General features: G+C 36.3%; 24 protein-coding genes. 6 read left to right on the top strand and 18 right to left on the bottom strand.

Going from position 1 to position 26,657, the window contains the following annotated elements; all coding sequences use genetic code 11:
* Window positions 1-12: 12 nt before the first annotated feature.
* Together pfkA and JOD07_RS00545 are read right to left on the bottom strand one after the other, a co-directional pair.
* On the bottom strand, window positions 13-987 hold the full coding sequence (gene pfkA / locus JOD07_RS00540; protein ID WP_204611619.1) for a 6-phosphofructokinase: 975 nt from the start codon (window positions 985-987) through the stop codon (window positions 13-15).
* 133 nt (window positions 988-1,120) lie between these two features.
* Window positions 1,121-4,597: a DNA polymerase III subunit alpha gene (locus JOD07_RS00545; RefSeq protein WP_207756723.1), complete on the bottom strand. Its 3,477-nt coding sequence runs from the start codon at window positions 4,595-4,597 to the stop codon at window positions 1,121-1,123.
* 158 nt (window positions 4,598-4,755) lie between these two features.
* Here JOD07_RS00545 and JOD07_RS00550 point away from each other — a divergent pair, with 158 nt between their 5' ends.
* A complete protein-coding gene (locus JOD07_RS00550) occupies window positions 4,756-4,986 on the top strand; it encodes a DUF3892 domain-containing protein (protein WP_158739727.1) in 231 nt (76 codons plus the stop codon).
* A 143-nt stretch (window positions 4,987-5,129) separates the two neighbouring features.
* On the opposite strand, the gene JOD07_RS00555 is transcribed toward JOD07_RS00550, so the two are convergent.
* The 3 genes from JOD07_RS00555 to trhA form a co-directional block, all read right to left on the bottom strand.
* Window positions 5,130-6,932, bottom strand: coding sequence for a methyl-accepting chemotaxis protein (locus tag JOD07_RS00555; protein WP_204611621.1), 1,803 nt, complete (start codon window positions 6,930-6,932; stop codon window positions 5,130-5,132).
* Window positions 6,933-7,186: 254 nt separating this feature from the next.
* Window positions 7,187-7,459, bottom strand: coding sequence for a site-specific integrase (locus JOD07_RS00560; protein ID WP_158739729.1), 273 nt, complete (start codon window positions 7,457-7,459; stop codon window positions 7,187-7,189).
* Between the two features lie 138 nt (window positions 7,460-7,597).
* The gene (gene trhA, locus JOD07_RS00565; RefSeq protein WP_158739730.1) at window positions 7,598-8,239 is read right to left on the bottom strand and encodes a PAQR family membrane homeostasis protein TrhA; all 642 of its coding nucleotides are present in this window, start codon (window positions 8,237-8,239) and stop codon (window positions 7,598-7,600) included.
* A 202-nt stretch (window positions 8,240-8,441) separates the two neighbouring features.
* On the opposite strand from trhA, the gene JOD07_RS00570 reads away from it, so the two are divergent.
* Window positions 8,442-9,035 carry a DUF1836 domain-containing protein gene (locus JOD07_RS00570; protein WP_158739731.1) on the top strand — a complete coding sequence of 198 codons (594 nt, stop codon included), beginning with the start codon at window positions 8,442-8,444 and terminating at the stop codon, window positions 9,033-9,035.
* Window positions 9,036-9,185: 150 nt separating this feature from the next.
* Here JOD07_RS00570 and JOD07_RS00575 read toward each other — a convergent pair whose 3' ends face one another.
* The 10 genes from JOD07_RS00575 to uvrC form a co-directional block, all read right to left on the bottom strand.
* Window positions 9,186-9,446, bottom strand: coding sequence for an HPr family phosphocarrier protein (locus JOD07_RS00575; protein WP_158739732.1), 261 nt, complete (start codon window positions 9,444-9,446; stop codon window positions 9,186-9,188).
* Window positions 9,443-10,405: a DNA-binding protein WhiA gene (whiA, locus tag JOD07_RS00580; protein WP_158739733.1), complete on the bottom strand. Its 963-nt coding sequence runs from the start codon at window positions 10,403-10,405 to the stop codon at window positions 9,443-9,445. The genes JOD07_RS00575 and whiA overlap by 4 nt, the downstream gene beginning before the upstream one ends.
* A 1-nt stretch (window position 10,406) precedes the next feature.
* Complete coding sequence (locus JOD07_RS00585; RefSeq protein ID WP_158739734.1) at window positions 10,407-11,411, bottom strand: gluconeogenesis factor YvcK family protein; 1,005 nt, start codon at window positions 11,409-11,411, stop codon at window positions 10,407-10,409.
* 9 nt (window positions 11,412-11,420) lie between these two features.
* Entirely contained in the window at window positions 11,421-12,293 is an 873-nt protein-coding gene (gene rapZ, locus JOD07_RS00590; protein WP_158739735.1) for an RNase adapter RapZ, read from the bottom strand.
* 91 nt (window positions 12,294-12,384) lie between these two features.
* On the bottom strand, window positions 12,385-13,299 hold the full coding sequence (gene murB, locus JOD07_RS00595) for a UDP-N-acetylmuramate dehydrogenase (protein WP_330576529.1): 915 nt from the start codon (window positions 13,297-13,299) through the stop codon (window positions 12,385-12,387).
* Window position 13,300: 1 nt separating this feature from the next.
* Window positions 13,301-13,453, bottom strand: coding sequence for a hypothetical protein (locus JOD07_RS00600; RefSeq protein WP_204611623.1), 153 nt, complete (start codon window positions 13,451-13,453; stop codon window positions 13,301-13,303).
* Window positions 13,454-13,460: 7 nt separating this feature from the next.
* A complete protein-coding gene (locus tag JOD07_RS00605) occupies window positions 13,461-14,402 on the bottom strand; it encodes an ROK family protein (protein ID WP_158739736.1) in 942 nt (313 codons plus the stop codon).
* A 48-nt stretch (window positions 14,403-14,450) separates the two neighbouring features.
* Window positions 14,451-15,386, bottom strand: coding sequence for an HPr(Ser) kinase/phosphatase (gene hprK / locus JOD07_RS00610; RefSeq protein WP_158739737.1), 936 nt, complete (start codon window positions 15,384-15,386; stop codon window positions 14,451-14,453).
* 146 nt (window positions 15,387-15,532) lie between these two features.
* On the bottom strand, window positions 15,533-15,838 hold the full coding sequence (locus tag JOD07_RS00615; protein WP_158739738.1) for a hypothetical protein: 306 nt from the start codon (window positions 15,836-15,838) through the stop codon (window positions 15,533-15,535).
* 98 nt (window positions 15,839-15,936) lie between these two features.
* Window positions 15,937-17,802, bottom strand: a complete 1,866-nt coding sequence (gene uvrC, locus JOD07_RS00620; protein WP_158739739.1) for an excinuclease ABC subunit UvrC — start codon at window positions 17,800-17,802, stop codon at window positions 15,937-15,939.
* 87 nt (window positions 17,803-17,889) lie between these two features.
* Here uvrC and JOD07_RS00625 point away from each other — a divergent pair, with 87 nt between their 5' ends.
* The 3 genes from JOD07_RS00625 (at window position 17,890) to JOD07_RS00635 (ending at window position 20,396) form a co-directional block, all read left to right on the top strand.
* Window positions 17,890-18,615 (top strand): lysophospholipid acyltransferase family protein, encoded by a 726-nt coding sequence (locus tag JOD07_RS00625; protein ID WP_158739740.1) that lies wholly within the window; start codon window positions 17,890-17,892, stop codon window positions 18,613-18,615.
* Window positions 18,616-18,776: 161 nt separating this feature from the next.
* Window positions 18,777-19,187 (top strand): hypothetical protein, encoded by a 411-nt coding sequence (locus JOD07_RS00630; RefSeq protein ID WP_158739741.1) that lies wholly within the window; start codon window positions 18,777-18,779, stop codon window positions 19,185-19,187.
* Window positions 19,188-19,298: 111 nt separating this feature from the next.
* Window positions 19,299-20,396 carry a copper amine oxidase N-terminal domain-containing protein gene (locus JOD07_RS00635; protein WP_204611624.1) on the top strand — a complete coding sequence of 366 codons (1,098 nt, stop codon included), beginning with the start codon at window positions 19,299-19,301 and terminating at the stop codon, window positions 20,394-20,396.
* A gap of 29 nt (window positions 20,397-20,425) precedes the next feature.
* Here JOD07_RS00635 and JOD07_RS00640 read toward each other — a convergent pair whose 3' ends face one another.
* The 3 genes from JOD07_RS00640 to uvrB form a co-directional block, all read right to left on the bottom strand.
* Window positions 20,426-20,776 (bottom strand): hypothetical protein, encoded by a 351-nt coding sequence (locus JOD07_RS00640; RefSeq protein WP_158739743.1) that lies wholly within the window; start codon window positions 20,774-20,776, stop codon window positions 20,426-20,428.
* Between the two features lie 82 nt (window positions 20,777-20,858).
* On the bottom strand, window positions 20,859-23,690 hold the full coding sequence (uvrA, locus tag JOD07_RS00645) for an excinuclease ABC subunit UvrA (protein WP_158739744.1): 2,832 nt from the start codon (window positions 23,688-23,690) through the stop codon (window positions 20,859-20,861).
* A 9-nt stretch (window positions 23,691-23,699) separates the two neighbouring features.
* Window positions 23,700-25,685, bottom strand: a complete 1,986-nt coding sequence (gene uvrB / locus JOD07_RS00650) for an excinuclease ABC subunit UvrB (RefSeq protein WP_204611632.1) — start codon at window positions 25,683-25,685, stop codon at window positions 23,700-23,702.
* 159 nt (window positions 25,686-25,844) lie between these two features.
* Between uvrB and JOD07_RS00655 the strand changes: the two genes are divergently transcribed.
* Window positions 25,845-26,645, top strand: coding sequence for a mechanosensitive ion channel family protein (locus tag JOD07_RS00655; RefSeq protein ID WP_158739746.1), 801 nt, complete (start codon window positions 25,845-25,847; stop codon window positions 26,643-26,645).
* Window positions 26,646-26,657: the final 12 nt, after the last annotated feature.

Here is a 26,657-nt window from a genome sequence, read left to right on the forward strand (position 1 = left end):
TTTATATCTCTCCTAAATAGAAAGGATTTTAGCCACTTCATACATTCTTTCATCAACTGTTTTTGTCATCTTTAATGCTTCGTTGATATCATAATCTACATATTGTCCATCTTTATACGCTATAACACGATTGCTTTTTCCTTCACAAAGGAGATCTACTGCCAATGCTCCCATCATTGAAGCATGAAGGCGGTCAACTGCTGAAGGACTTCCTCCTCTTTGAAGGTATCCTAAAATCGTTGCTCTGGTTTCTATTCCTGTTACTTTTTCTATTTTAACTGCTAATTCTTGAGAGCCTCCTACCCCTTCTGCAACAATAATAAGGAAATGCTTTTTACCGCGTTGCTTGTTTTGGAGTATTTCTCTTATAATCTCTTCATCGCTGGGTCTTTCTTTTTCAGGAATCAGAACCATTTCAGCCCCATTGGTAATGCCGCACCAAAGTGCAATATATCCAGCATTTCTTCCCATTACTTCTACAATACTGCATCTTTCATGGGAGGTTGATGTATCTCTGATTTTATTGATTGCTTCCATAGCTGTGTTTACTGCGGTATCAAAGCCAATAGTATAATCTGTACATGCAATATCTAAATCAATTGTTCCGGGAATGCCTATTGTATTGATTCCTAAATTCGCTAATTTTTCTGCCCCCTGGAAGGATCCGTCTCCGCCGATAACGATAAGACCATCTATACCGAACACTTTACAAATCTGAGCGCCTTTCTTTTGTCCTTCTTCAGTTATAAATTCGGGACATCTTGCTGTTTGAAGGATGGTTCCCCCTCTTTGAATGGTATCTGATACACTTCTTGGACTCATTTCGAAAATATCTCCATGGATAAGTCCGTTATAACCCTTTCTTACGCCCATGACCCTAAGACCTCTTGCAATAGCCGTACGTACAACGGAACGGATTGTTGCATTCATGCCTGGTGCATCTCCTCCGCTTGTTAATACGCCAATGGTTTTTATCTCTTTGCTCATGATTTTCCCTCCATTATTTTTTAACTTTTCTTATGATTAAGATGCATGAAATACTATTATACCCATATTATCACATACATTTTAATCAATTTATATTTTCATTGCAATAAAAATCTCTTCTGCTTTTCTTATTTTATCTAATTACGACATTTTTATCGCCTAAAAACCCCTTTAATTTAGACATTAATGCCTCATTTGGATGTATCCACAAGCTTTGAGATGCTCTCATAGTCTTTTGAAGCCCTTCAATGTGTATTATGACCGGAACATTTCCTTTGTTCATCTGCAAAAGAGGTTTAATGCCTTCTACAACTTCCATATTACCTTTATCTTTTGGAATTTTTAAATATAGTTTGATGTTGCTTTCTTCTTTTAAATCTCGCATTTTCTCGAAGGGGGTAATGGCCTCGCATATTAATTTCGCATCTTCATCTTCTCGTATAGCCGCCCTTCCCTTTATATACAAAATTTCATCTTCTCTTAAATACTCTGCGCTGCTTTCATATATATTAGGAAATACGATGACTTCCACGCTTCCATACAAATCTTCCAGTGTAATAAATGCCATAATTTGATTGCTTCTGGTTGTTTTAATACTTTTTCCAGTAATCATGCCTCCTATGGTCACGATCTGACCATCATATATGGAACTAGTACCGTGGTCCTCTTCTCTTTTCATAAAATCTAAACTGGTGGCATCCGTATGCTTTTTCAGTTCTTCTTCATACTCATCCAGGGGATGTCCGCTTAAATACATGCCAAGTACTTCTTTTTCCATTGCCAAAAGTACTTTGTGTGGGTATTCTTCTATATCCGGAAGGATGTCGTGTTTAACTCTTTCAGGGGTACCCAAGTCAAACAGATTAATTTGCCCTTCTATATTTTTCTTTTTCTGCTGAGCAATCTGGTCTAAAATTTGCTTATAAACAGCTAAATACTGACTTCTTTTTCCTCCTAGCGAATCAAAAACACCGGCTTTGATTAAACTTTCGACGCTTCTCTTATTTAAGTCACCACTGTCCATTCGTTCAAAGAAATCTGTCAAACTGGTAAATTTACCATTCTCTTTTCTTTCTTTTACTATAGCGTGAATCATATTTCGGCCCACATTTTTAATGGCAGCCAAACCATATCTGATTTTTCCCTGAGACACGGAAAAATCACAAAATCCTTCGTTGATATCCGGCGGCATTAACTCTATGCCCATTTTTTTGCAGGCATAAATGTATTCTTTGATTTTATCGGTACTGTCCATCACTGAAGTCATAAGCGCCGCCATAAATTCTACAGGATAATGGGTTTTTAGCCACGCCGTCTGATAGGCCACCACCGCATATGCTGCAGCATGGGATTTATTAAAAGCATATTTTGCAAAGTCTGTCATTTCATCAAATATTTTTTCTGCCGTCTCTGCGGGTATCCCTCTGTTAACACATCCCGGAATATCTTTGCCATTTCCATAAACGAAAACTTTTCTCTCTTCTGCCATCACATCTGCTTTTTTCTTAGACATAGCTCTTCTTACCAAATCACTTCGTCCAAGACTATAGCCTGCCAGATCCCTTACAATCTGCATTACCTGCTCCTGATACACAATACAGCCATAAGTCGTTTTTAAAATTGGCTCCAGGACATCACAGGTATATTCAATGGCCTCTGGATTTCTTTTCCCTTTAATGTATTTTGGTATAAAATCCATGGGGCCTGGCCGATAGAGGGCGTTTCCTGCAATAATGTCTTCCAGATTTCTTGGCTGAAGTTCTTTTAAGAAGTTTTTCATACCGGTACTTTCCAGCTGGAAGACTCCTTCTGTCTGCGCTGCAGAAATCAAATCATATACTTTCTGGTCATTAAAATCTATTTTATCAATGTCTATCTTAATATTGTGATTTGCTTCGATCTGTTCCAGAGCGCTGCGAATGACTGTCAAGGTTCTAAGGCCTAAAAAGTCCATTTTAAGAAGGCCTAATTCTTCTAAAGTGGTCATGGTAAACTGGGTTGTAATGACACCGTCATTGGAATTAAGGGGCACGTACTCCACAACCGGTTCTTTGGATATAACAACCCCTGCTGCATGGGTTGAAGAATGCCTTGGAAGACCTTCCAGCCTTTTTGACATATCGATGAGATAATGAATTCTGTCATCGTTCTCATACAAATTCCTGAGTTCTCCGTTAATTTCCAGGGCCCTGTCAATCGTAATGCCTAGTTCTGCCGGAATCATCTTTGCCACTTTATCCACTTCTGCATATGGCATATTAAGCGCACGCCCTACATCCCGAATAACAGCCCTTGCGGACATGGTTCCAAAGGTTATGATCTGTGCCACTCTGTCTTCCCCATATTTTCTTATGACATAGTCTATGACTTCCTGCCTTCTTTCATAACAAAAGTCTATATCTATATCAGGCATGCTGATTCTCTCAGGATTTAAAAATCTTTCAAAGAGAAGCTGGTACTGTATCGGGTCGATATTGGTAATCTGCAGGCAGTAAGAAACCATGCTTCCTGCCGCTGAACCTCTTCCCGGACCAACCATAATGCCATTGTCCTTGGCATATTTAATAAAATCCCATACTATGAGAAAATAGTCCACATACCCCATCTGTTCAATGGTAGAAAGTTCATATTCCAGTCTTTCCTTAAGTTCCGGGGTAGGATTGGGATATCTTTGCTTAAAGCCTTCCAAACACAATTTTCTAAGATATTCGCTGGCAGTATACCCTTCAGGTACATCGTATTTTGGAAGCTTTAATTCATGGAAAGTAAATTCTACATTACATCTCTTGGCAATTTTATAAGTATTCTCTATTGCCTCCCTGGCATAGGGAAATCTCTCCTGCATTTCTTCCGGAGATTTTAAGTAAAATTCTCCTCCGGGATAAATCATTCTGTCCTCGTCATCCATGGTTTTTCCTGTTTGAATACAGAGAAGGATCTCATGGGCCTTATTATCTTCTTTATAAGTATAGTGCACATCATTCGTAACCACTAAAGGGATACCTGTTTCTTTGCTCATGCGGATTAAATACTGATTCACTTCTCCCTGTTCCCGCATGCCATGGTCCTGAAGTTCAAGATAGAAATTCCCTTTACCTAAGATACTTTCGTACTGAAGAGCTATTTCAACTGCTTTTTCATAGGAAACCTCTCTGATTGTTTTGGCAACTGGCCCTGCAAGGCAGGCGCTAAGCCCAATAAGCCCTTTTGAATGTTGCCTTAAAAGTTCCAGGTCAATTCTGGGCTTATGATAAAAACCCTCTATAAATCCGTAGGAAACCAGCTTAATGAGATTTTTATAGCCATCCATATTTTCTGCCAAAAGTACAAGATGAAAATAGTTGGCATCCTGTTTTTCTTTATCAAAACGGCTTCTGGGGGCAACATATACCTCACAGCCGATAATAGGTTTTATTCCCTGTTTTTTAGCTTCTTTATAAAAATCAATGACCCCATACATAGAGCCATGATCTGTTATAGCAATACTATCCATCCCCAACTCTTTTGCTCTCGCTATGAGCTCTTTGATCTTAGAAGAACCGTCAAGCAGACTGTACTCTGTATGGACATGAAGATGGGTAAAGGGAATAGGTTGAACTGCTGTCTCCATAATAAACTCCCTTCCGTAAAACTACATATATATACTCCTATTATAACATATTATTGTGCGAATTACCGCCCAAGCTTTATATACTTGTTCCGTATATTTTTTTCGTTTTTTCAAATAATATATTTTAAATTTATTCGGGTATAAAAGGAGGTTCCCCTGTGGAGGAAAAATCTAAAATCGTAAAAGTAAAGAAAAACAGTGAGGGAGATATTACCGATGTAATGCTCGATAATGGAAGTGTTCATGCTATTGATGAAGCCATTACAATGGCTAAAAATGATTTGATCGATGGAGTGAATGTAGGAAAAGCCAAAAATGGGCGAGAATATTTAAGAAGCAATCCAAATGGTGAAGAAAGCGATAATCTGGACAATCTTCCGATGTTTTAAAAGAGTAGACCCATGGCCTACTCTTTTTTATTGCATAGGAAATTGTTTCAAATTTCCTATTTTGTATTATTTCAATTATTAAATTCAATGCATCTTTTTTCCTTGTATTATGCTATTTTGCTCTATTATTCTATGTGATTGAATTACAGTTTAAACTTCATAATCATATTAGACAGTGCTTCAGCAACTTCTGCCTGTCCTTGAGTTGCTTTTGCAATCTCTTCAATGGAATATGTCGTTACGTCAATGTTGCTTGAGATATCCTTAGCACTGATATTGGCTTTATTAATGTTGCTTACCACATGATCGATATGCTGATTCATGCCACCTATGAGCTCTCCTATGGTATCAGAACCATTTTCAAATTCTGTGAAAATATCACTGATTACTGTAGCATCATTTTCATATTGAATGCTTGTATCTACTAACTGGTCATAATCTTTGGTAACATCTTCTTCAATAAAATGAATGAGATCATTGGCATTATGGGATAAGTCCTGAAATGCCAATTGTACTTCCGTGATCGAAACTTTTATCTTGTCTACCAGAGTTTTGGTTCCCTCAGCCAGGGCTTTTACTTCATCTGCAACCACTGCAAATCCCCGTCCGTATTCTCCTGCTCTGGCAGCTTCTATGGCAGCATTAAGAGCCAATAAATTCGTCTGTTCAGAAATCCTGGATATGGCATCGGACATTTTTGCGATTTCTTCTACTACATGACCTTGTTCAATAGCTCGAACAATGTTTTTCTGTTTTTCCTGATAAGTGCCAATGGCTTGTGCTTTGGATCTATTGGCATTTTCCTTCATATTTAACGCACGGAACTTTACTTCTTTAATTATATCTACGCTATTTCTGGCTTTTTCTCTTAATTGAGTAGAATATGAAAGTATTTCATCATTGGCTTTAGAAAGGGCATCAATGATTTCTACGGTACTTTCCACGCCCTCTGCTATTTCCTTGGCACTGGTATTTATCATTTTGCTTTTATCATTAATACCGTCCACCGTTGCCGCCAATTCTTCACTGGAAGCAGTTACTTCCATACTGCTGATTTGAATATCCTTGATCATATTTTTCAACAAATTTCTCATATCTTCAAAGGCCTTTGCCAATTGTCCAATTTCATCCTTACGATTGATATCGCTTTTTAATATATCTGAGTTTAAATCATACTCTGCCAGAAGTTTGGCTTGTCTGATACACCTGCTTAAACCTCTGTTAATAGATAAAGTAATCAGGAAGGTCATAAATATAGACAGTATCAGAGTGGTTATGATAAATATCAGAACAATCTGCTTTGAAGCCTGTACATAGTCTTTCCCTGCTTCATTTAAAGAGTTGGCAACAATAAAATTCATTTCCTTTAACTCAGCAATATCTGATTCAATAACACTTCTTATTCTCTTGCTCTTTTGATTGACTTCCAGTGCAGTTTCTAAATCCCCTTTTTCTAACGCATCAATAACTTCCTTCTGCGCTGTATACAATCTCTCATAAAAACTTGTAAAGCTATCTGCTAATTTCTTTTCCAGCGGAACCAGTTCCATGCTGTTAATGTAATTTAATAACTCATGAATTTCATTATAATAATTCTCATTTTCTTCTTTTATTGACTTTATGATATTACTGTCACGATCTTTACTATATTGTAGGAGTCCCTCTGAAATATTATTAATGGATTTTTGTGATAAAGTTTCAATGCTGGATATTTTGTCATTAGGAATCATTCTGTTGACAAAAAGATTGTTCATGTTATGAGAAATTCTATCCATGTAGTTAAGAGATATGAAAGATAAGGCTGTCATAAAACTAATAATTACTGCAATCAATAAGATGATTCTGGTTCTGATTTTCAAGTTGTTAAACCAATTTCCTCTTATTTTGTTTCTGATCCTAATATTCTTTTTTATCTTAGGTTTATTGCTTTTTAGTTTTACCCCCATAGTATCCCTCCTACTTTCTTCAACAAAATATGATAATTTTATCATATCAGATATATATATAAATTTAAAGTCTGACTTTAATATAAATAATAAGTATTTTATACAAATATTAGTTATTTAGATGAGTTTTAATTATTTTATAAAATATTAAATATATCAAAAACTCTATATAGAAAAAATATTGGATAAAATATAAATAGCCAACTATTTAAATAGTTGGCTATTTATATAAATCATATCAGATTTTATTCAATTTAAAAGTTCAAATGGTTTTTTGGATAAGAAAAATATTTCCTTACAGCTTTTAGATTGTTATTGATAAAAAGATCCGGATAGCCATAAGATTTTAATTCATTGGTATAATCCTGAATAACGGATTCTTCAACTTCATCGAGTTCTAAATTATTTTTATGCAAATACTCTGCAAAATGTTTCATCCCTGATATATATCTTATACGTTTCTCTACAGATATTTCATAGGTATCAAATGTACTTGCGATCTCTTGTTCAATCATTTCTAAATTCATGGGTATTCCTCCTTTTAAATATTAGCGCTTTAATTTAGACAACCCATTTATATTCGAAACCATTATACCATTTATTAAAATATTTTCCAAACGAATTCCATTTTCTTTTTTCGATCCTTTTTTACACTTCTTACAGAATTATAAATAATTGATTACGAACCAAAAGTGACATATACTTCCACCTAAAACAAAAAGGTGGAATATTTCGTGAAAACCAAAGTATTTAAAATTCATTTTAGGCCATTTGGCTGCATATATGATGCCACCTATAGTATATAAAATTCCTCCAGTAACCAGCCAAACCAATCCTCGGGGTGAGAGGGCATTCATCAAGGGATAAAACGCTATTATTACCAGCCAACCCATTCCAATATAGAATAAAGTAGACAGCCATCTGGGCGCATCAAACCAGAAGATTTTTAGGAGAATGCCTATTATGGCTATGGTCCAGATGGATATGAGTAAAGACCATCCCCATACCCCTCTTAAAGCTAATAAACATACCGGTGTGTATGTTCCCGCAATCAGAACATAAATCATCATATGATCAATCCTGTGAAGAATTTCTGTTTTCTTTTCCGGTAATCTAAGGGCGTGGTATAAAGTACTTGCTGTATAGAGTAAAATCAAACTTACTCCAAATACAGTAAATGATACGATATGCCAAGTCGTCCCTCTGGCAACCGCATAATAAAGTAAAAATGCCAATCCAATTACAGAAAGGATATCCCCTATAAGATGGGTCAACGCATTCATTGGTTCCTTCATTTTTGTAAACATTAAATCACTCCTCATATAGTATTAAATACTACATATAGTAATATTATTATAGTAATATACATTATTGATTATTGCAAGATATATTATTATTAATTTGATATATGTTGTTTATTATTCGATACGTTTCTATATATGAATATATCTTGTCATTGTATATAAGTATGATATAATACTGTTAAAACTATATACTGGAGAGATGAAAATGGATTTTAAAAACGATACCTTAGATGCACTCCTTAAGGAGTTGAGTTCATTGGATGTCATTGAATTGTCAGATATCCCCAATATTGATTTGTACATGGACCAAATTACTACTTTCTTTGATGACAAATTAGGGCCCTGGAAATTAGACAAAGAAGATAAAGTACTTACAAAAACAATGATTAATAATTACACGAAAGCTGATGTTCTTTTCCCACCGGTGAAAAAGAAATACTCCAAAGAACATATCATTCTGCTTATACTTATTTATCACCTGAAACAAGTACTATCCATCAATGAAATTCATACTCTATTATCTCCCATAGTTAAAAAGAATATGTCTAAAACTTCTGATACTCATAAAAATCTTCATTCTTTGTATGAAGCGTTTATAAAAATTCAAAAGGAAGAAATGCAGGGTTTTGAAGAACGCTTTTCTGATAAAATGAAAAATCTCTTTGACAGCTTTGACGGGGAAGAAAAGGACAGATATGCTTTATTGTTTATGATCATTATGCATTTAGTCATCAGTTCAAGTATTCAAAAGAATTTTGCTCAAAAGCTTATTCGCCAATTTCCGGATATTCTTGCATAAAAAAGAGTTTTACTGGCACACTTTTCGTGCAATCACACATCCTGCCCGAAGGGCTTTTTTATTGCATAGGAGATTCAGAGGAATTTCCTATGCAATAAAAAAAAGATGCCAAATAAATGGCATCTTTTTTTATTATGTTTTTCTTATTTCTTATTCTTTATGGGAAGTCAGAAATTCAACCAATTTTTCCACTGCTTCGTTTTCATCTTTTCCCTCTGCATGAATAATTACCTCTTGTCCTTCCAAAGCTCCTAAAGACATCATGCCCATGATGCTTTTTGCATTAACTTGCTTGTCCTCCATCATAACATAAATCTGACTTTCATATTGGCTGGCAATCTGCACAAATAATGCCGCAGGTCTTGCCTCTAAACCTGATTCGATTTGAACTCTAACTGTCTTTTCAATCATAATGATCCTCCTTTTTCTTCTCTTAATCGATCCGCAATCATACTAATTTTTCTTAATCTGTGATTAACCCCCGATTTTCCAACAGGTGGATTTAACATAGATCCTAACTCTTTTAAACTGGCTTCAGTATATTGTACCCTTAGTCTCGCCACTTCTTCCAAAGATTTTGGAAGACTGCTTAAACCCATATGCTGCTCAATATAGTCAATATCTTCCAGGTGCTTTACCGCAGCAGAAACAGTCTTATTTAAATTGGCGGTTTCACAATTCACAATACGATTTACATTATTACGCATTTCTTTAATGATGCGGACATTTTCCAAATCCATTAATGCAAGATGAGCCCCCATAATATTAAGAAGATCAACGATTTGTGATCCTTCTTTTAAATAAACGATATAATGCTTTTTTCTTTCTACGATCTTTGAATCCATTTGAAATAAATTAATGAGATTTTTTAATTCCTGACTATGTAAATAGTCCTGATTAACAAACTCTAAATGATATGCTTTTTCAGGATCACTTAAAGAGCCTGCCCCTAAAAAAGCACCTCTTATATATGCCCTTTTACAGCAGAAACTTTGGATAATTAAAGGGTATATACCTCGTCTTCTAATCAACCTTCCTTCCTGCTCCATAATCAGCCCTGTTGCTTTTAATAATTTCATAGCTTGTTCCGTATTGGTAACAAAAAGAAAGTAAACCTGATTCTTTTTAAGCTGAGTATTTTTCCTTATTAATACTTCTGTATTTATATTAAAAGTTTTCTTAAGTAAAGTAAAGTATTTTCGAGCAACAGCAGCATTCTCGGTTTGAAATTTTATGGATATTTTTTGGTCTTCATGTATCAGAATTTCTCCGCACATATTGATGAGTGCCGCTATTTCTGCTATTCTACAATGTCTTGAAGTCTCTATATGGCGAGCCAATTCACTCTTAACTTGTGAAGAAAAGGACAAATTATTCACCTCCACAAGAGTTTTCCTTGTTTCGTGTTATAATATCTGCAACTACTTGTGCTAATTTCTGAGGATCGTGCCTTACTAACCCCCTTTCAGGGTATACTTTAAGGACAGAAGCTTCTACGAGGTGAAATCCTTCTTTTTTTACAGCGTCCATATCCCATTTGACTACATCAGCCCCATCTTCATGGTAAATTTTAAGTAAATCTTCAGGGATCTCATCCGTATTGGCAACAACGTAATTTATAATGTCCTTACCTCCATACTGCTCTAATTCCCTGATATGCTTTAGTAAGTCAAATCCATCTGTTTCTCCTGGTTGTGTCATGATATTTGAAATATAAATCTTTATAGCTTTTGATCTTTGAAGTGCCTCTGGAACTTCTTTCACCAAAAGATTCGGTATAATGCTTGTATATAAACTTCCAGGTCCAAGAATCACTGCATCAGCATCTTCAATAGATTCTAATACCTCAATAAGCGGATCTGGATTGGAAGGAGACAAATAGACATTTTTAATAGGAATACGACTTTCTTTGCTTTTTTCTACAATTTCACTTTCACCACAAATGATTTCTCCATTTTTTAGTTCAGCACAAAGCTGAACATCTTGCTTCGTTACAGGAAGAACTTTTCCCGTTACTGCTAATACCTCGCTCATCCGTTGAACCGCTTCTTCAAAATTTCCGCAAATTCCCGTCATTGCAGCCAGGAATAAATTCCCAAAGCTTTGTCCTGTTAAACTTCCTTCTGTAAAACGATATTGAAGCAGCTTTTCCATGATTGGCTCAGTATTGGCCAGAGCTAGAATACAGTTTCGAATATCTCCTGGAGGCAGCATTTTCATTTCCTGTCTTAAAATTCCCGAACCACCGCCATTATCAGCTACCGTCACAACGGCAGTAATATTGGTTGTAAATTGTTTTAGCCCTCGAAGCATAGTGGAGAGGCCAGTTCCTCCTCCAATGGCTACAATTTTAGGCATTTTATTTGATTTACTCATATAAACTCCTCATTTTCCCAATTTTTTGTCCTTATCTATATCCCTATGATTGATAATTGTGCGATGGCCTTTCTTTTTTAGAACCTCATACAGTGCATTGGCTAAAGTAACAGACCGATGTTTTCCGCCTGTGCATCCAATGCTGATCACCAATTGATTCTTGCCTTCTTTAATGTAATTAGGAATTAAAAATTCTACCAAATCTTCCATTTTGCTTAAAAACGTCTGACTTTCTTCCCAATGCATAACGTATTCCTGCACTTCTTTGTCATTACCCGTCTTATGCTTCATTTCTGGTATATAATAGGGATTGGGAATAAATCTTACATCAAAAACCAAATCCGAATCATTGGGAATGCCATATTTAAAGCCAAAAGACAGTACAGTAATCATTAGACTTTCAAAAGGCTTTTCCTCTACAAAAATGTGAAACAACTCTTCTTTTAACTGTCTTGTTAAAATATTGCTTGTATCAATGATATAATCTGCTTTTTCTTTGACTTCTTTTAAAATATGTCTTTCCTTTTCGATACCGACATTAATGCGCTCACTATCTATTAAAGGGTGTTTTCTCCTTGTTTCCTTAAACCGTTTGATCAAAACATGATCAGATGCATCCAGAAAAAGAATCTCATAATTAAATCCTTTTGCTTTTAGGGCTTCTAATCCGTCAAACAAATCTGAAAAAAGCTTGCCCCCCCTGGTGTCAATACCTACAGCTACTTTATCAATTTCACTTCCCTGGGCTGAACAGATTTCAGCGAATTTGGGAATGAGTGCCGGAGGAAGATTATCCACACAAAAAAAACCTAAATCTTCTAGCATCTTTGCTGCAGTACTTTTTCCTGCACCGGACATTCCTGTAACGATTACAAACCGCATGATAATCCCCCTTATTTAAAGCTTATCTTAAGTTCTTTCCAATGTTTTAATTATACCATAGCTTATTGTTGCAACCAAAGTATAAAATTACCTATTCCTCTCCTATAATACGTACTTCCGGTTCCATGAAAACACCAAATTTTTCTTTAACTGTATTTTGAATATGATGGATCAGTTTAATAATGTCTCCTGCACTGGCATTTCCTTTATTCACTACAAAACCGCAATGCTTTTCTGAGACTTGAGCATCTCCAATGGAATATCCTCTAAGACCCGCATCCATAATGAGTTTCCCTGCGTAATATCCTTCAGGCCTTTTAAACGTACTGCCTGCACTGGGCAACTCAAGAGGCTGCTTTGCTTTTCTTTGCTCGGTTAAATAGTTTATTCTCGCTTTAATCTCATCTATATCGCCTTCTTGAAGTTTAAGTTTTGCACTGAGAACGATGTATTTTTTTTGCTGAAGAATACTGCTTCTATAGCCTAATTTTAATTCTTCGTTTGTCAGGGTAATGATCTTTCCATCTTCATCTACTACATCGGCCGATACAAGAACTTGTTTCATTTCTCCCCCATAGGCTCCAGCATTCATATAAATGGCGCCTCCCAAAGTTCCCGGAATCCCACTGGCAAACTCAAAACCAGTAAGATGGCTGTTCATTATCTTATTCGATAAGGAAGAAAGTAAAATACCAGCCTCTGCCCACACTTCTTCACCATCGATTTTAACGTCACTCATATTTCTATAAATTTGGATAATGACACCTCTAAATCCTTTATCCCGCACTAAAAGATTGCTTCCGTTTCCCATGATGTAATAAGGAACTTGGCTTTCTTTCAGGAATTGTACAAGCTCTATAAGCTGAGTGGAATTTTCAGGCACAATAAAAAAGTCCGCACATCCTCCCGCTTTAAATGAAGTATGATCTTTCATAGGCTCATTGATTTTAATTAAATCTCTCGGAATGTATTCTGACATTTTTTTAAGCAATTGCTCGTTATCCAATTTATTCACCTCTATACATATATAGATTATTATTGAATGGTATATGAATATATTTTTGTCTTACTGCCCCTACATTATAATATATGTAGTCTATAATAAAAAGAAAAATCTCACCTGTGCGTACATGGGTGAGATTTTTCTTCAATCTGTCCATACTTTTGCTATTTTCCAAGCATTGCAGCCCCTATGATCCCTGCATCATTTCCAAGCTCTGCAATACGCAATTCTGTTTTCAAGGTGCCTTGATATACATTCTTCTTCACAATTTCCTTTAATGGATTAAGGAGATTGTCTCCCTGAGCACATACGCCTCCCCCGATCACGACAATTTCGGGCTGTATGATATTAATCACATTGGCGATTCCCATGCCAAGATATTTTATGTAATTATCTATCAATTCTTGTCCTACTGGATCCCCACTTTGAGCTGCATCAAAAGGTACTTTGGCGTTGATTAAATTGATATCTCCTCCTACCAGTTTTGCAAGTCCGGATTCAGGATTCCTTATAACAGCAATTCGAGCTTCTCTAATCAATGCAGTGGCAGAAGCATATGTTTCCCAACAACCTTTTCTTCCGCAGGTACATGGTTCACCATCTGCTACAATAACATGATGGCCTATTTCACCACCTCCATAGAAACTTCCGCTGAAAATCTTGCCGTCTAGGATGATTCCTCCGCCAACTCCCGTTCCTAAAGTTACTGTAACAGAATTTTTATATCCTTTTGCCGCTCCTGCAACAGCTTCTCCTAAAGCTGCACAATTGGCATCATTCTCTAAATATACTGGAACATTAATATATTTTTGGAGTTCTGTTCGAATAGGTACATCTTTAAATTTTAAATTATTGGCATAAACCAATATACCGTTTTCCGGATCGGGCGTTCCTGGGCTGCCTACTCCAACAGAAGCAACTTCATTTAAGGAAATTCCTTCTTCTTTAATGATCGTAAGACATAATTCACCCATGTCTTTTAATATTTCTTGATAATTTCTGTGACGAAGAGTAGGAATACTTTTCTTTTTGATTAACTTGCCTTCCTCGGTAACAATCCCTGCTGCTATGTTTGTTCCCCCTAAATCAACTCCAATATAATACATAATCTTTCCTCCATCTTTAAAGATATAGTTTATATTTTAAATGATTATTTATCTTTCTTCCCGTCTTTTTTTGATATTCTCCATGATACGATTATTCAGTTCTTCTGCCGCATTATACCCCATCTTCTTTTGTCTGTGGTTGATTGCCGCCGTTTCGCAAATCAAAGCTAAATTTCTCCCTGGGCGAATCGGGATGGAGTGGCATACGACTTTATTTCCCAGAATTTCAGTATACTCTTCCGTTAAGCCCAAACGGTCGTATTCTTTCTGATTATCCCATAATTCCATTTTAATAACCAAGTCAATATTATGAACATCTTTTACCGATTCAATACCAAACAGCTTTTTAACATCTACGATTCCAATCCCTCTTAATTCTATAAAATGTCTGATCACCTCAGGAGATGAACCAATCAAGGTTTGATTAGAAACTTTCTTGATTTCTACCACATCATCTGCCACCAGACGATGGCCTCTTTTTATAAGTTCAAGAGCAGTTTCACTTTTTCCAACGCCGCTTTCTCCTGTGATCAATACACCTTCTCCAAAAACGTCAACTAAAACGCCATGAATGGATATCCTGGGAGCCAACTCAACCTTAAGCCATCGAATCAGCTCTGACATGAAATCTGATGTTGTTTCACTGGTTCTTAATACAGGTACGCCATATTTATTGGCATAAAAAATCATTTCAGGGAACGCATCCAAATCTCTGCATAAAATCAAACAAGGAATATGAAACTGAAATAATCTTTCTAAAACTTGCTCTCTTATCTCTTCTTCCATCTTGCTAAGATATGTATACTCTACTTTACCAATGACTTGTACTCTCTCTTCATCAAAATAATCAAAATATCCTGCCAACTGCAGGGCTGGCCTATTTACGTCCGGCTGCGTAACCAATATGTGTTCAAACTTAACCTCCGGTGTGATATTTTCGAGATTAAACTTCTCTACGATTTGCTTAACACTCACGTTGTACAAGGATATCCCTCTTTCCATTGGAATCTTTTTTTAATTTTATCATATTTTCTGGTAAAATCAATGGACTACATCAATTCGTTTTGACACTTTTAGAAAGTTTTTACTGATCCGTACAAAAAAACAGAGAAATATTTTTCTCTGTTTTATTATTCCTTCAATGTGAAATTTTCATCTATAAATTCAACCTTTTTATAATGACCGGAATTTTCATCATCTAATATATATACTTCACAGTCATTCAAAATATTTAAGTTTACTCGGGATAATTGACTTTTCTCGATCTGTTTTAAAATTTCAGGCAAATCATTGTATAAATTTTGCTGCTCATTGGGCTTAATAAAAATCTGCATTTTATCATTCCCAACGCCCAGACTAACGTCTACACTAAAAATTTCCCCTGTATCTTTTGCAACATATGCATAAGTAAATTTACGGTTGCTAGAACCCGCCATGTTTTCACCCCATCTATGACAATCTTTTGACCTACAAAACAAGCATATCAATTTTTACACATAATTTCAATCTTTATATAAAAATTAAATCAAAATACCTATCTTTGGTGAAAAAAACTAAAAATTTGCTCTGCGATACTATCGGGTATGCCTTCCACTTGCTGAATTTCTTCAAGAGATGCTTCTTTTAATCTTTGCACACTTCCAAAATGTTCAAGAAGTGCTTTTTTCCTTACAGTCCCTACTCCCGGTATCTCATCCAGCACTGACTGAATCTGGGCTTTGCTTCTTAATTTTCTGTGGTATTCAATAGCAAAGCGATGGGCTTCATCCTGTATACGGGTAATGAGTTTAAACCCTTCAGTCCCCGGAGGCGGTCCTATTTCTTCGTCATGATAGAGAAGTCCCCTGGTTCTGTGTTTATCGTCTTTTACCATTCCGCAAACAGGGATGGAAATATTCAGTTCGTCCAATACTTTTTGTGCCGCATGAACTTGTCCTTTGCCTCCATCAATTAGGATCAGCTGAGGGAGCTTTGTAAATTTGCCTTCCTCTACTGTTAATCCTTTTTCTTTTAATACTTTAAGCTCTTCTAAAGCATGGGTAAATCGTCTTCTGATAACCTCTTCCATGCTGGCATAATCGTTGGGGCCTAAAACAGACTTAATCTTAAACTTTCGATAATCACTTCTTTTTGGTTTTCCATCTTCAAATACAACCATGGATCCTACCGATTCTATGCCTTGAGTATTTGAAATATCGTAAGCTTCTATTCGATGAATCGTATTTTCAAGCCCTATGGCATTTTGAATTTCTTCCACTGCACCTTTGGTTCTTTGTTCTTTTCTCTTCATTTCTTCTCCAAATTGGCTCAGTGTAAGTTCTGCATTTTTTCCTGCCATTTCTACTAATTTAGACTTTTCTCCTTTTTTAGGAATCGTGATATAGACCTTATGTCCTTTGCGTTCGCTGAGCCAGGACTGAATGATCTCTAATTCTTCAATTTCTTCCTGAAGAATAATTTCCTTAGGAATAAAAGTCGTGCCAGCATAAAACTGCTTGATAAATGAAGTCATAATGTCTTTTGAGCTGGTTTCATCCACTCCGTCTAACAGAAAATGCTCTCTTCCGACCACCTTGCCTCCTCGGACAAAATAGACTTGTACTAAAGCTTCATCTTCTTTTTTTGCAAAAGCGATAACATCCTGATCTTCCATGGAAGCGTTAATCATTTTTTGCTTTTGGGCAATTCTTTTGATGCTTTGAATTTGATCTCTTAAGTGGGCTGCTTTTTCGAAATTAAGCGCCTCTGAAGCAGCCACCATTTGCTTTTCTAAATCTTCTATAACATCTTCATATTTTCCATCCAAAAATGAAATGATTTCTGCAATCATTTTTTTATATTCTTCTTCAGAAATCAATCCTGCACAAGGAGCCTTACACTGCCCGATATGGTATTGAAGGCATGGCCTTTCTTTGCCTATATCTCTCGGCAAATTTCTGTTGCAGGTACGAATGGGCCAAAGCTTTTTAATAAGTTCCAATGTTTCCTTTAAGGCCATTCCATCTGTATAGGGGCCAAAGTATTTTGCCTTATCTTTTAAAAGCTTTCTGGTCATAAATACTTTAGGAAAAGCTTCATTCACAGAAATTTTAATATAAGGGTAATGTTTATCGTCTTTTAGGCGAATATTATACTTTGGATGATATTTTTTAATCAGATTACATTCGAGGATCAGTGCCTCAACCTCTGAATCTGTAACAATATATTCAAATTCTTTAATATGAAGGACCATTTTCTGTACCTTGGGAGAATGATTCCTGGAATTTTGAAAGTATTGTCTTACACGATTTCTTAAATTAACTGCTTTACCAACATAAATAATATTCTCAAACTGGTCTTTCATAAGATAAACCCCTGGTTTTTGAGGCAATTTCTTCAGTTCTTCCTGTATATCAAACATAGTGTCACTCCCATTCTCAAAACATAAGTAGTGAATCCTTTACTTTTATGTTATAATAAAAAAATATTTTTTAGTCGAGGTGAATACATGTTACGTACGATTTTATGGTTTATTTATTTTTGGCTCTATCAAATCATAGCACTGTTCTTCCTTATTAAAATTTACTTCCTTAAGAAATTTGGCACTCCCGAAAAAGCAAAAACATACATTCACAAAGTAACCCATCATTGGGCTAAATCTATGGTTCGGGCTACCGGAAGCAAAGTTTGTGTAAAAGGTCTTGAAAATGTCCCAAATAATGGTCCTGTGCTTTTTGTAAGCAATCATCAGGGAAACTTTGATATTCCTATTCTTATGGGTTATATCGATAAACCAAAAGGTTTTATTGCTAAAATCGAACTGTCTAAGCTTCCTCTTGTAAGCACATGGATGAAATTAATCCAATGTGTATTTATGGACAGAAAAGATTTAAGACAGTCCCTTAAAGCAATAGACCAAGGTATTGAAATATTAAAATCAGGGCAATCCATGGTCATTTTCCCTGAAGGTACGAGAAGTAAAGGCGGTCCCATGGGTGAATTCAAAAAAGGAAGCCTGCGCCTGGCCCAAAAAACCAATGTCCCTGTTGTTCCAATTGCAATTTCCGGCTCGTATAAAATCATGGAAGAAAGAAAAGGCCGCATTACTCCGGCTGAAGTAACGGTGCACATTGGAAAACCTATCCTTCTTCATGAACTTCCTCAGGACATGGCTAAAAATGCTATTGCATTAGTTGAATCTACGATTAAAGATTTGCTTAATAATAATCCTTAATATAGTGATTTTAAGAGTGGTCTGTGATCACTCTTTTTTTATTGTAACTCTTTTATCTTTATTTTTAAATTATACCATAATCAACTGAACGAGACTCAATAGGTATAAGTTAAATAAACCTAAGATATAATAAGTACATTAACTAAAAAGGGGTGCTAAAGATGAACTTAAACTACAGACTTCTTAATGTTAATAATCATCATATTCATGTTGCTTTTTCAGATCATACGATTCATTTGAAAAACAATCAAGTTTTAAATGAACTGCTTAAAAATGAAGCTTTAGCATGCAGAGATATCGCACAAACGTTAAAGCAAAACTATCAGGAGCAAATGAAGAGGCATTTAAATATTTCTACAGATTCCATAGCTCTGGAAATCTTAGGCCATGTATACCCCCATAAAATTGCATCAATATTATACACCATCCTGCCGGCCCTTAAATCCATGCCGGGCTTTATATTGGATAAAACAGACATTATTGATATAGGTGAGTCAGGATATGATTCCAATCGTTGGATTTGGGATAGATTAGAACCTCTTTATACAGCTATCGTGGATCGCTTACATTAAGGTTAGGTTAAATTTATGTTACAGTTTTCCAATTCGTCCTTCATATCCTTGAAAAAAAAATATAAGTCTTTTATAATAAACATGGATAATAAAAATTAAGGAGGATGAATGATGGTCAATAACAGAAAAAAGCGTATGGTGGCATTGGCAACAACTGCTGTATTGTTATCTTCCAGTGCAATTTATGCCGCTCCCACAACCAAAACGTTAAAAGCTACGTTTAATGGTATTAGAATCAGCTACAACGGTCAGATTAAAACAGATGAAAAAGAACCGTTTATTGTAGATAATACTACATATGTTCCTCTCAGAATGGTGGCAGAATTAGTTGGAAAAACTGTAAAATGGGATGCGCAAAATAAGCAAATTATCATTACGGATAATGGTTCTTCTACTACTTCTAATGCTTTATATGAGCAGGCACAGCAACAGATCTCCACTTTAACAGCTCAATTGGCTCAAAAAAGCCTTGAAATAGCTCAATTAAAGCAGGAAAAAACCGCTTTGGAGGAGCAAATTAAAACTTTACAAAACAGTAAGTCAAGTTCAAAAAATAAAGATTTATCTGATCTGGAAGATCAGATCATAGAAGACTATGAAGAATATAAAAACATTGAGTTTGACATCCAGCTAAGCGGTAATTCAAGCAAAATCAGCTTAAAGATCAAAGTGGATCTGGATGACTACAAGAGAGCATGGAACAAGTTAACTCAAAAAGATATTCAAAACTATATAGAAGACATTTGTGACGATATCTGGGATACTTATGACTCCGCAAAAATAGAAGGTTATATTTATGATACAGATTCACGTGACTATCTTGTGGAATTTAAGAGCGATTCCAAGAAAAAGCTTAAATTTACCTTCGATAATGTTTCAGATACATTAGAAGACTTAGAAAAAGATCTGTATTCTTATTACAAAGACTATTTGTCAGGTATTCGTCTCTCATCCATTGAACTAAGCGGAGACAGAGATGACATCGTATATGAAGTGAGAATAGACTATAGCGAATACAAAGATGAGTGGAAAGCATTGTCGGATTCTGAAATCACAAGACTTATGTCTAAAATTTATAACGAAATAGAAGATGAGTTCCGGGATGCTGACATTGAAGGATATATCTACACCAAATCCAACAAAGATCTAATGTTTAAATATTATCGCAGTTCTTCCGGCAGCGATAGATATGACCGATATAATCCATAATAAATAAAACAGCCTTAAGGCTGTTTTATTTATTTGTGTTCATTAAATTTATTTAAACTATTTACTTCTTCTCTGGGTTCCATGTTATTGATAAAGAAACTTCCCAACTGCTTATTATAATCCGTATGTTCATTGTTATAGTATTCCAGATCCGCCTGAATTTCTACCAAATCCTGCTTTTCACTTCGCTTGATGATAATATTTTTAGGTTTTCCGTCATCTCCACGCATTTCTAAATAATAAGTTAAAAAATCTGCCGCATTTTCATTACTGTAATTGCCATCATAGGCCCTTTCGAATTCGTCTCTTGGGATTTTAAGGAATATATGATAATGTCCGTCTTCATGTCTCTCTCTGGTGTCCATAATGCTATTGATCATGATTATCACCCTGCTTTCTTATTTTCCTTTAGTTTTTTCTATTCGCAGGGTATTCATGCAGAAAAAATCCTGGTAAAAAATATCATTTGCTTAATACCTTTTTTAAGAATTTACCGGTGTAAGAGCCTTCTACCAAAGCAACTTCTTCAGGAGTTCCTGTGGCAATCACTTCTCCTCCTCTGTCTCCACCTTCAGGCCCTAAATCAATGATATAATCTGCCGTTTTAATCACATCCAGATTATGCTCGATCACCAAAATAGAGTTGCCTCCCTCTGCCAGCTTCTGTAATATTTCTATAAGCTTATGAACATCGGCAAAATGAAGTCCTGTAGTTGGTTCATCCAGGATATACATGGTTCTTCCCGTACTTCTTTTACTTAATTCTGTTGCCAATTTTACCCTTTGGGCTTCCCCTCCTGAAAGGGTAGTAGAAGGTTGTCCCAGCTTCATATAGGACAAGCCTACATCATTTAAAGTTTCAAGCTTTCTTTTAATCTTAGGATGATTTTCAAAAAACTCCAATGCTTCTTCCACTGTCATGTCCAGAACATCTGCAATAGACTTTCCTTTATAATGCACATCCAGAGTATCCCTGTTATAACGTTTACCATGGCAAACCTCACAGGGTACATATACATCTGGCAGGAAATGCATTTCGATTTTTAAAATCCCGTCTCCGTGACAAGCCTCACATCTTCCGCCTTTTACATTGAAGCTGAAGCGCCCCTTTTGATAGCCTCTCATCTTTGCTTCCTGAGTATTGGCAAATACTTCTCTTATATCATCAAATACTCCGGTATAGGTGGCAGGATTAGATCTTGGAGTTCTGCCGATCGGAGACTGGTCGATGCTGATGACCTTATCCAAATGTTCAATACCTATAAGATCATCATGAAGTCCTGGTTTTTCTTTAGCTCTGTTTAAATCCCTTGCCAGTCTTTTAAGCAAAATTTCATTTACAAACGAACTTTTGCCTGAACCTGAAACCCCAGTCACACAGGTAAATACCCCTAAAGGTATCTTCACGTCAATATTCTTTAAGTTATTTTCTCTGGCCCCTTTTACAATTAGCCAGTTGCCGTTGGGCTTTCTTCTTTCTTTGGGTACCTCTATTTTTTTTCTTCCGCTAAGATATGCACCAGTTTCAGATTCAGGACAAGCCATAATTTCCTGAACCGTTCCGGCACAAACCACTTCTCCTCCGTGAGCACCTGCCTTAGGGCCTATATCCACGATATAATCGGCTGCAAACATGGTGTCTTCATCGTGTTCAACAACGATAAGGGTATTGCCTAAATCTCTTAAGTGTTCCAAGGTTTTGATGAGTTTTTCATTATCCCGTTGATGAAGACCGATGCTTGGTTCGTCCAGAATATATACAACGCCTACTAACCCTGAGCCAATTTGAGTGGCCAGTCTGATTCTCTGAGCCTCTCCTCCCGAGAGCGTCCCTGCTTGTCTTGAAAGGGTCAGATAATCTAATCCAACATCAATCAAAAATCCAATTCTTGCATGAATTTCTTTTAAAATCTGTTCTCCAATCAGTCTTTGTCTATCACTAATCTCCATGGAATTAAAGAACTTTTGCAATTCTATGATGGACATGTTCGTCACTTCAGCAATATTCTTTCCGCCTACCCGTACAGCTAAGGCTTCCGGCTTTAGTCTGGTTCCGGAACATACAGGACAAGGAATATTGGTCATATAGTTTTCATATTCTTGCTTCATAAATTCTGAAGAGGTTTCAGAATATTTTCTATGAATGTTAGGAATAATGCCTTCAAAGACATACATATAGGAACCTTGGCCATGGGCTGTCTTATATTCTACTTTAATCTTTTCTCCTTTGGAACCATATAAAATAATATCTTTAATCTCTTCATCCAAATCTTTAAAAGGAGTACTTAATTCAAATTGATAATGCTTAGCCAAAGACTTGAAGAAACTATGTCCATAACTTTCGGGATTGTCTATAGCATTCCATCCAGGGGCACTAATAGCCCCTTCCAGAATGCTCAAATCAGGATTCGGAACAATCAGTTCAGGATCTATTTTCATCTGAAAGCCAAGGCCTGTACAAGCTGGACAAGCGCCATAAGGTGTGTTAAAAGAAAACATCCTCGGCTCTATTTCATCGATACTGATTCCACAATCCGGACAGGCAAAGTTTTGACTGAACACAAGTTCTTCTCCCCCGATTACATCTACCAATAGCAGACCATTGGAAAGATTCATAACCGTTTCTATGGAATCGCTTAACCTCTTTGCCATGTCCTCTTTAACAACCAATCTGTCTACGACGATTTCAATAGAGTGTTTTTTGTTTTTTTCCAACTTAATTTCCTCGGAAAGTTCATAGATGATGCCGTCAACTCTTACCCGTACAAATCCACTCTTTTTTGCATTTTCCAGAACCTTAACATGTTCACCTTTTCTTCCTTTGACAACAGGAGCCAGTAGCTGGATCTTCGTTCTTGGGGGCAGCGCCATAATATGATCTACGATCTGGTCCAGGGTCTGTCTTTTGATTTCTTTTCCGCATTTCGGACAATGGGGTACCCCTATTCTGGCAAATAAGAGTCTTAGATAATCATAGATCTCTGTTACGGTACCTACTGTAGATCTTGGGTTTCTGCTGGTGGTCTTTTGGTCAATGGAAATGGCCGGAGATAACCCTTCGATGAGATCCACATTGGGCTTTTCCATCTGTCCTAAAAACTGCCTTGCATAAGCAGAAAGGGACTCGACATATCTTCTCTGCCCTTCTGCATAAATGGTGTCAAAAGCCAAAGAGGATTTTCCGGAACCACTTAATCCTGTGAATACTACAAATTTATCTCTTGGAATTTCTAAATTAATATTTTTTAAATTGTGTTCCTTTGCTCCTTTAATGACAATTTTATTCGTTGACATAATCCACCTCTATAAATCTTGCAAATATTTTTTTAGCTCTATTAGTTCGTCCCTAAGCTGTGCTGCCCGCTCAAATTGCAAATCAGAAGCAGCCTGTTTCATTTCCTTCGTTACCTTTACAATTCTTTCTTCCAGTTCTTTTCTGTCCATAGATTCCGGATCTTTCTCGGCAGTATATCTTTCGTCTTCTTCTGCTGTTTTCGTTGCACGAATTAAGTCTCTGACCTTCTTTTCAATCGTTTTAGGCACAATGCCATGGGCTTTATTATACGCATCCTGAATCTGCCGTCTTCTGTTGGTTTCCGATATGGCTTTTCTCATAGAATCCGTAATCGTATCCGCATACATAATCACACAGCCTTCAGCATTTCTCGCTGCCCGGCCTATGGTCTGAATCAGGGAGGTTTCTGAACGTAAAAATCCTTCCTTATCGGCATCCAAAATAGCCACTAAGGATACTTCAGGTATATCCAGTCCTTCTCTTAACAGATTAATGCCTACTAAAACATCAAATACATCCATTCTTAAATCTCTGACAATTTCAATACGTTCCAGGGTATCAATATCCGAATGCAAATATCTTACTTTAACACCCATTTCTTTCATATAATCTGTCAAGTCTTCTGCCATTTTTTTAGTCAGGGTGGTGACCAAAACCTTTTGCTTTTTTTCTACGCACTTTTGGATTTCATGAAATAAATCATCAATTTGTCCCTTAACCGGACGAACATCTACAATCGGATCCAGGAGCCCTGTAGGCCTTATAATCTGTTCTGCAACCACAGTAGAATGCTCGTACTCATAGGTAGAGGGGGTTGCGGACACAAATAATATTTGATTGATCTTTCTTTCAAATTCTTCGAATTTTAAAGGTCTGTTGTCAAGGGCGGATGGAAGTCTGAATCCATACTCTACTAATGTTGTTTTTCTCGCCCTGTCCCCATTATACATGCCTCTGACCTGAGGAATTGTAATATGGGATTCATCCACTATGATTAAAAAGTCCTCCGGGAAGTAATCAATGAGTGTATGGGGGGTACTTCCCGGTGGTCTTCCGGAAAGATGTCTTGAATAGTTTTCAATACCGGAACAATATCCTACTTCCCTCATCATTTCTATATCGAAATTCGTTCTTTGTGCAAGTCTTTGGGCTTCTAAAAGTTTATCCTGTTCCTTTAATTCTTTTACCCTCTGTGTCAATTCTTCTTCTATTGCCTGAATAGCTCTTTCCAGCTTGTCCTGGGGAATGGCATAGTGGGATGCCGGAAAAATAGAAACATGATCCCTTAATCCAATGACTTCTCCTGTTAAGGTATCGATTTCAGAAATCCGATCAATTTCATCTCCGAAAAATTCTACCCGAATAGCCCGTTCAGAAGAAGCTGCAGGAATAATTTCCACTACATCGCCCCTCACCCTGAAGGTACTTCTCGTAAATTCCATATCGTTTCTTGTATACTGAATATCTACCAGCTTTCTTAAAACCTCGTCTCTGCTTTTTTCCATTCCTGGTCTTAAGGAAAGTACCTGCGTACTGTAATCAATAGGGTCTCCTAAGCCATATATACATGAAACACTGGCAACAATAATAACGTCCCGTCGCTCTGCCAAAGCAGCTGTTGCCGAGTGGCGAAGTTTGTCTATTTCTTCATTAACCGATGAATCTTTTTCTATAAATGTATCCGTTTGAGGAATATATGCTTCTGGTTGGTAATAATCATAATAGCTTACAAAATATTCTACTGCATTGTTTGGAAAAAACTCTTTGAATTCACTGTAAAGCTGTGCTGCCAAAGTTTTATTGTGAGCAATGATTAGCGTGGGTTTTTGGACATTCTGTATAATATTTGCCATCGTAAAAGTTTTTCCAGAGCCAGTTACACCAAGAAGTGTTTGGAACTTATTTCCCTCTTTGATGGCTTTTGAGAGTTTCTCTATAGCTTCTGGCTGGTCCCCTGTCGGTTTATACTCGGACACAATTTGAAAATCTGGCATATTCTACCCACCTTCTATTTAATAATTATTCTTAATAACTCACTCATTATAGCATATGTTACAGCATTTGAAAACATATGTTTGCAAAAAATAACTTATATAAGATTTGACTAAAAGGTAAAAACGAGACATAATAAAACTAAAAAATGAGGTGATGAAATGACTTGGATAGATCTACTGACTGATAAAGCCTTAGAATTTGGTCCAAGGCTTCTTGGAAGTATCGTATTGCTGGTTGGTGGATTATGGCTTATTAAATTTTTAGTTAAAATCATCGACCGCTCTTTGGGAAAGAGTAAAACAGATGAGTCTCTCCATTCTTTTATAATTTCTTTATCCAGATTTGGATTAAAACTCATTCTATATGTTACTGTAGCTGCTACTTTAGGTGTTAAAGAATCTTCGCTCATTACTGCACTTGGGGCTGCTGGCTTGGCAATTGGCCTCGCACTTCAAGGAAGCCTTGCCAATTTTGCAGGAGGGGTTTTAATTTTAGCTTTCAGGCCCTTTAACGTAGGAGATTATATAGAAGCTCAAGGCTTCAGTGGAACTGTAAAAGAAATTCAGATCTTATACACGATCCTTTTAACCCCGGATAATAAAAAAATTGTCATTCCTAATGGGGAACTGTCTAATCATAGTGTTATCAATTATTCTGCCCAGGATACAAGGCGACTAGACCTTGTTTTTGGAGTGGGTTATGACAGCGATATATTAAAAGCTAAGGAAATTTTAAATACGATCGCCAAAAAACATCCATTGATTCTTAAGGATCCGGCATGGGTAATTGGTGTGTCGGAATTAGGAGAAAGGTCTGTAAACTTTGATGTGAAGTTATGGTGTAAAACTGAAAATTACTGGACCCTTTACTATGATTTTCGTGAAAAAGTAAAATTGGAATTTGACAAAGAAAAGATCACTATCCCCTATCCTCAAATGGATATTCATATTCATCAATAAAGGAGAATCTAT

The organism is Defluviitalea raffinosedens, from assembly GCF_016908775.1.
In the GTDB taxonomy this organism is placed as follows: Bacteria; Bacillota; Clostridia; order Lachnospirales; family Defluviitaleaceae; genus Defluviitalea; species Defluviitalea raffinosedens.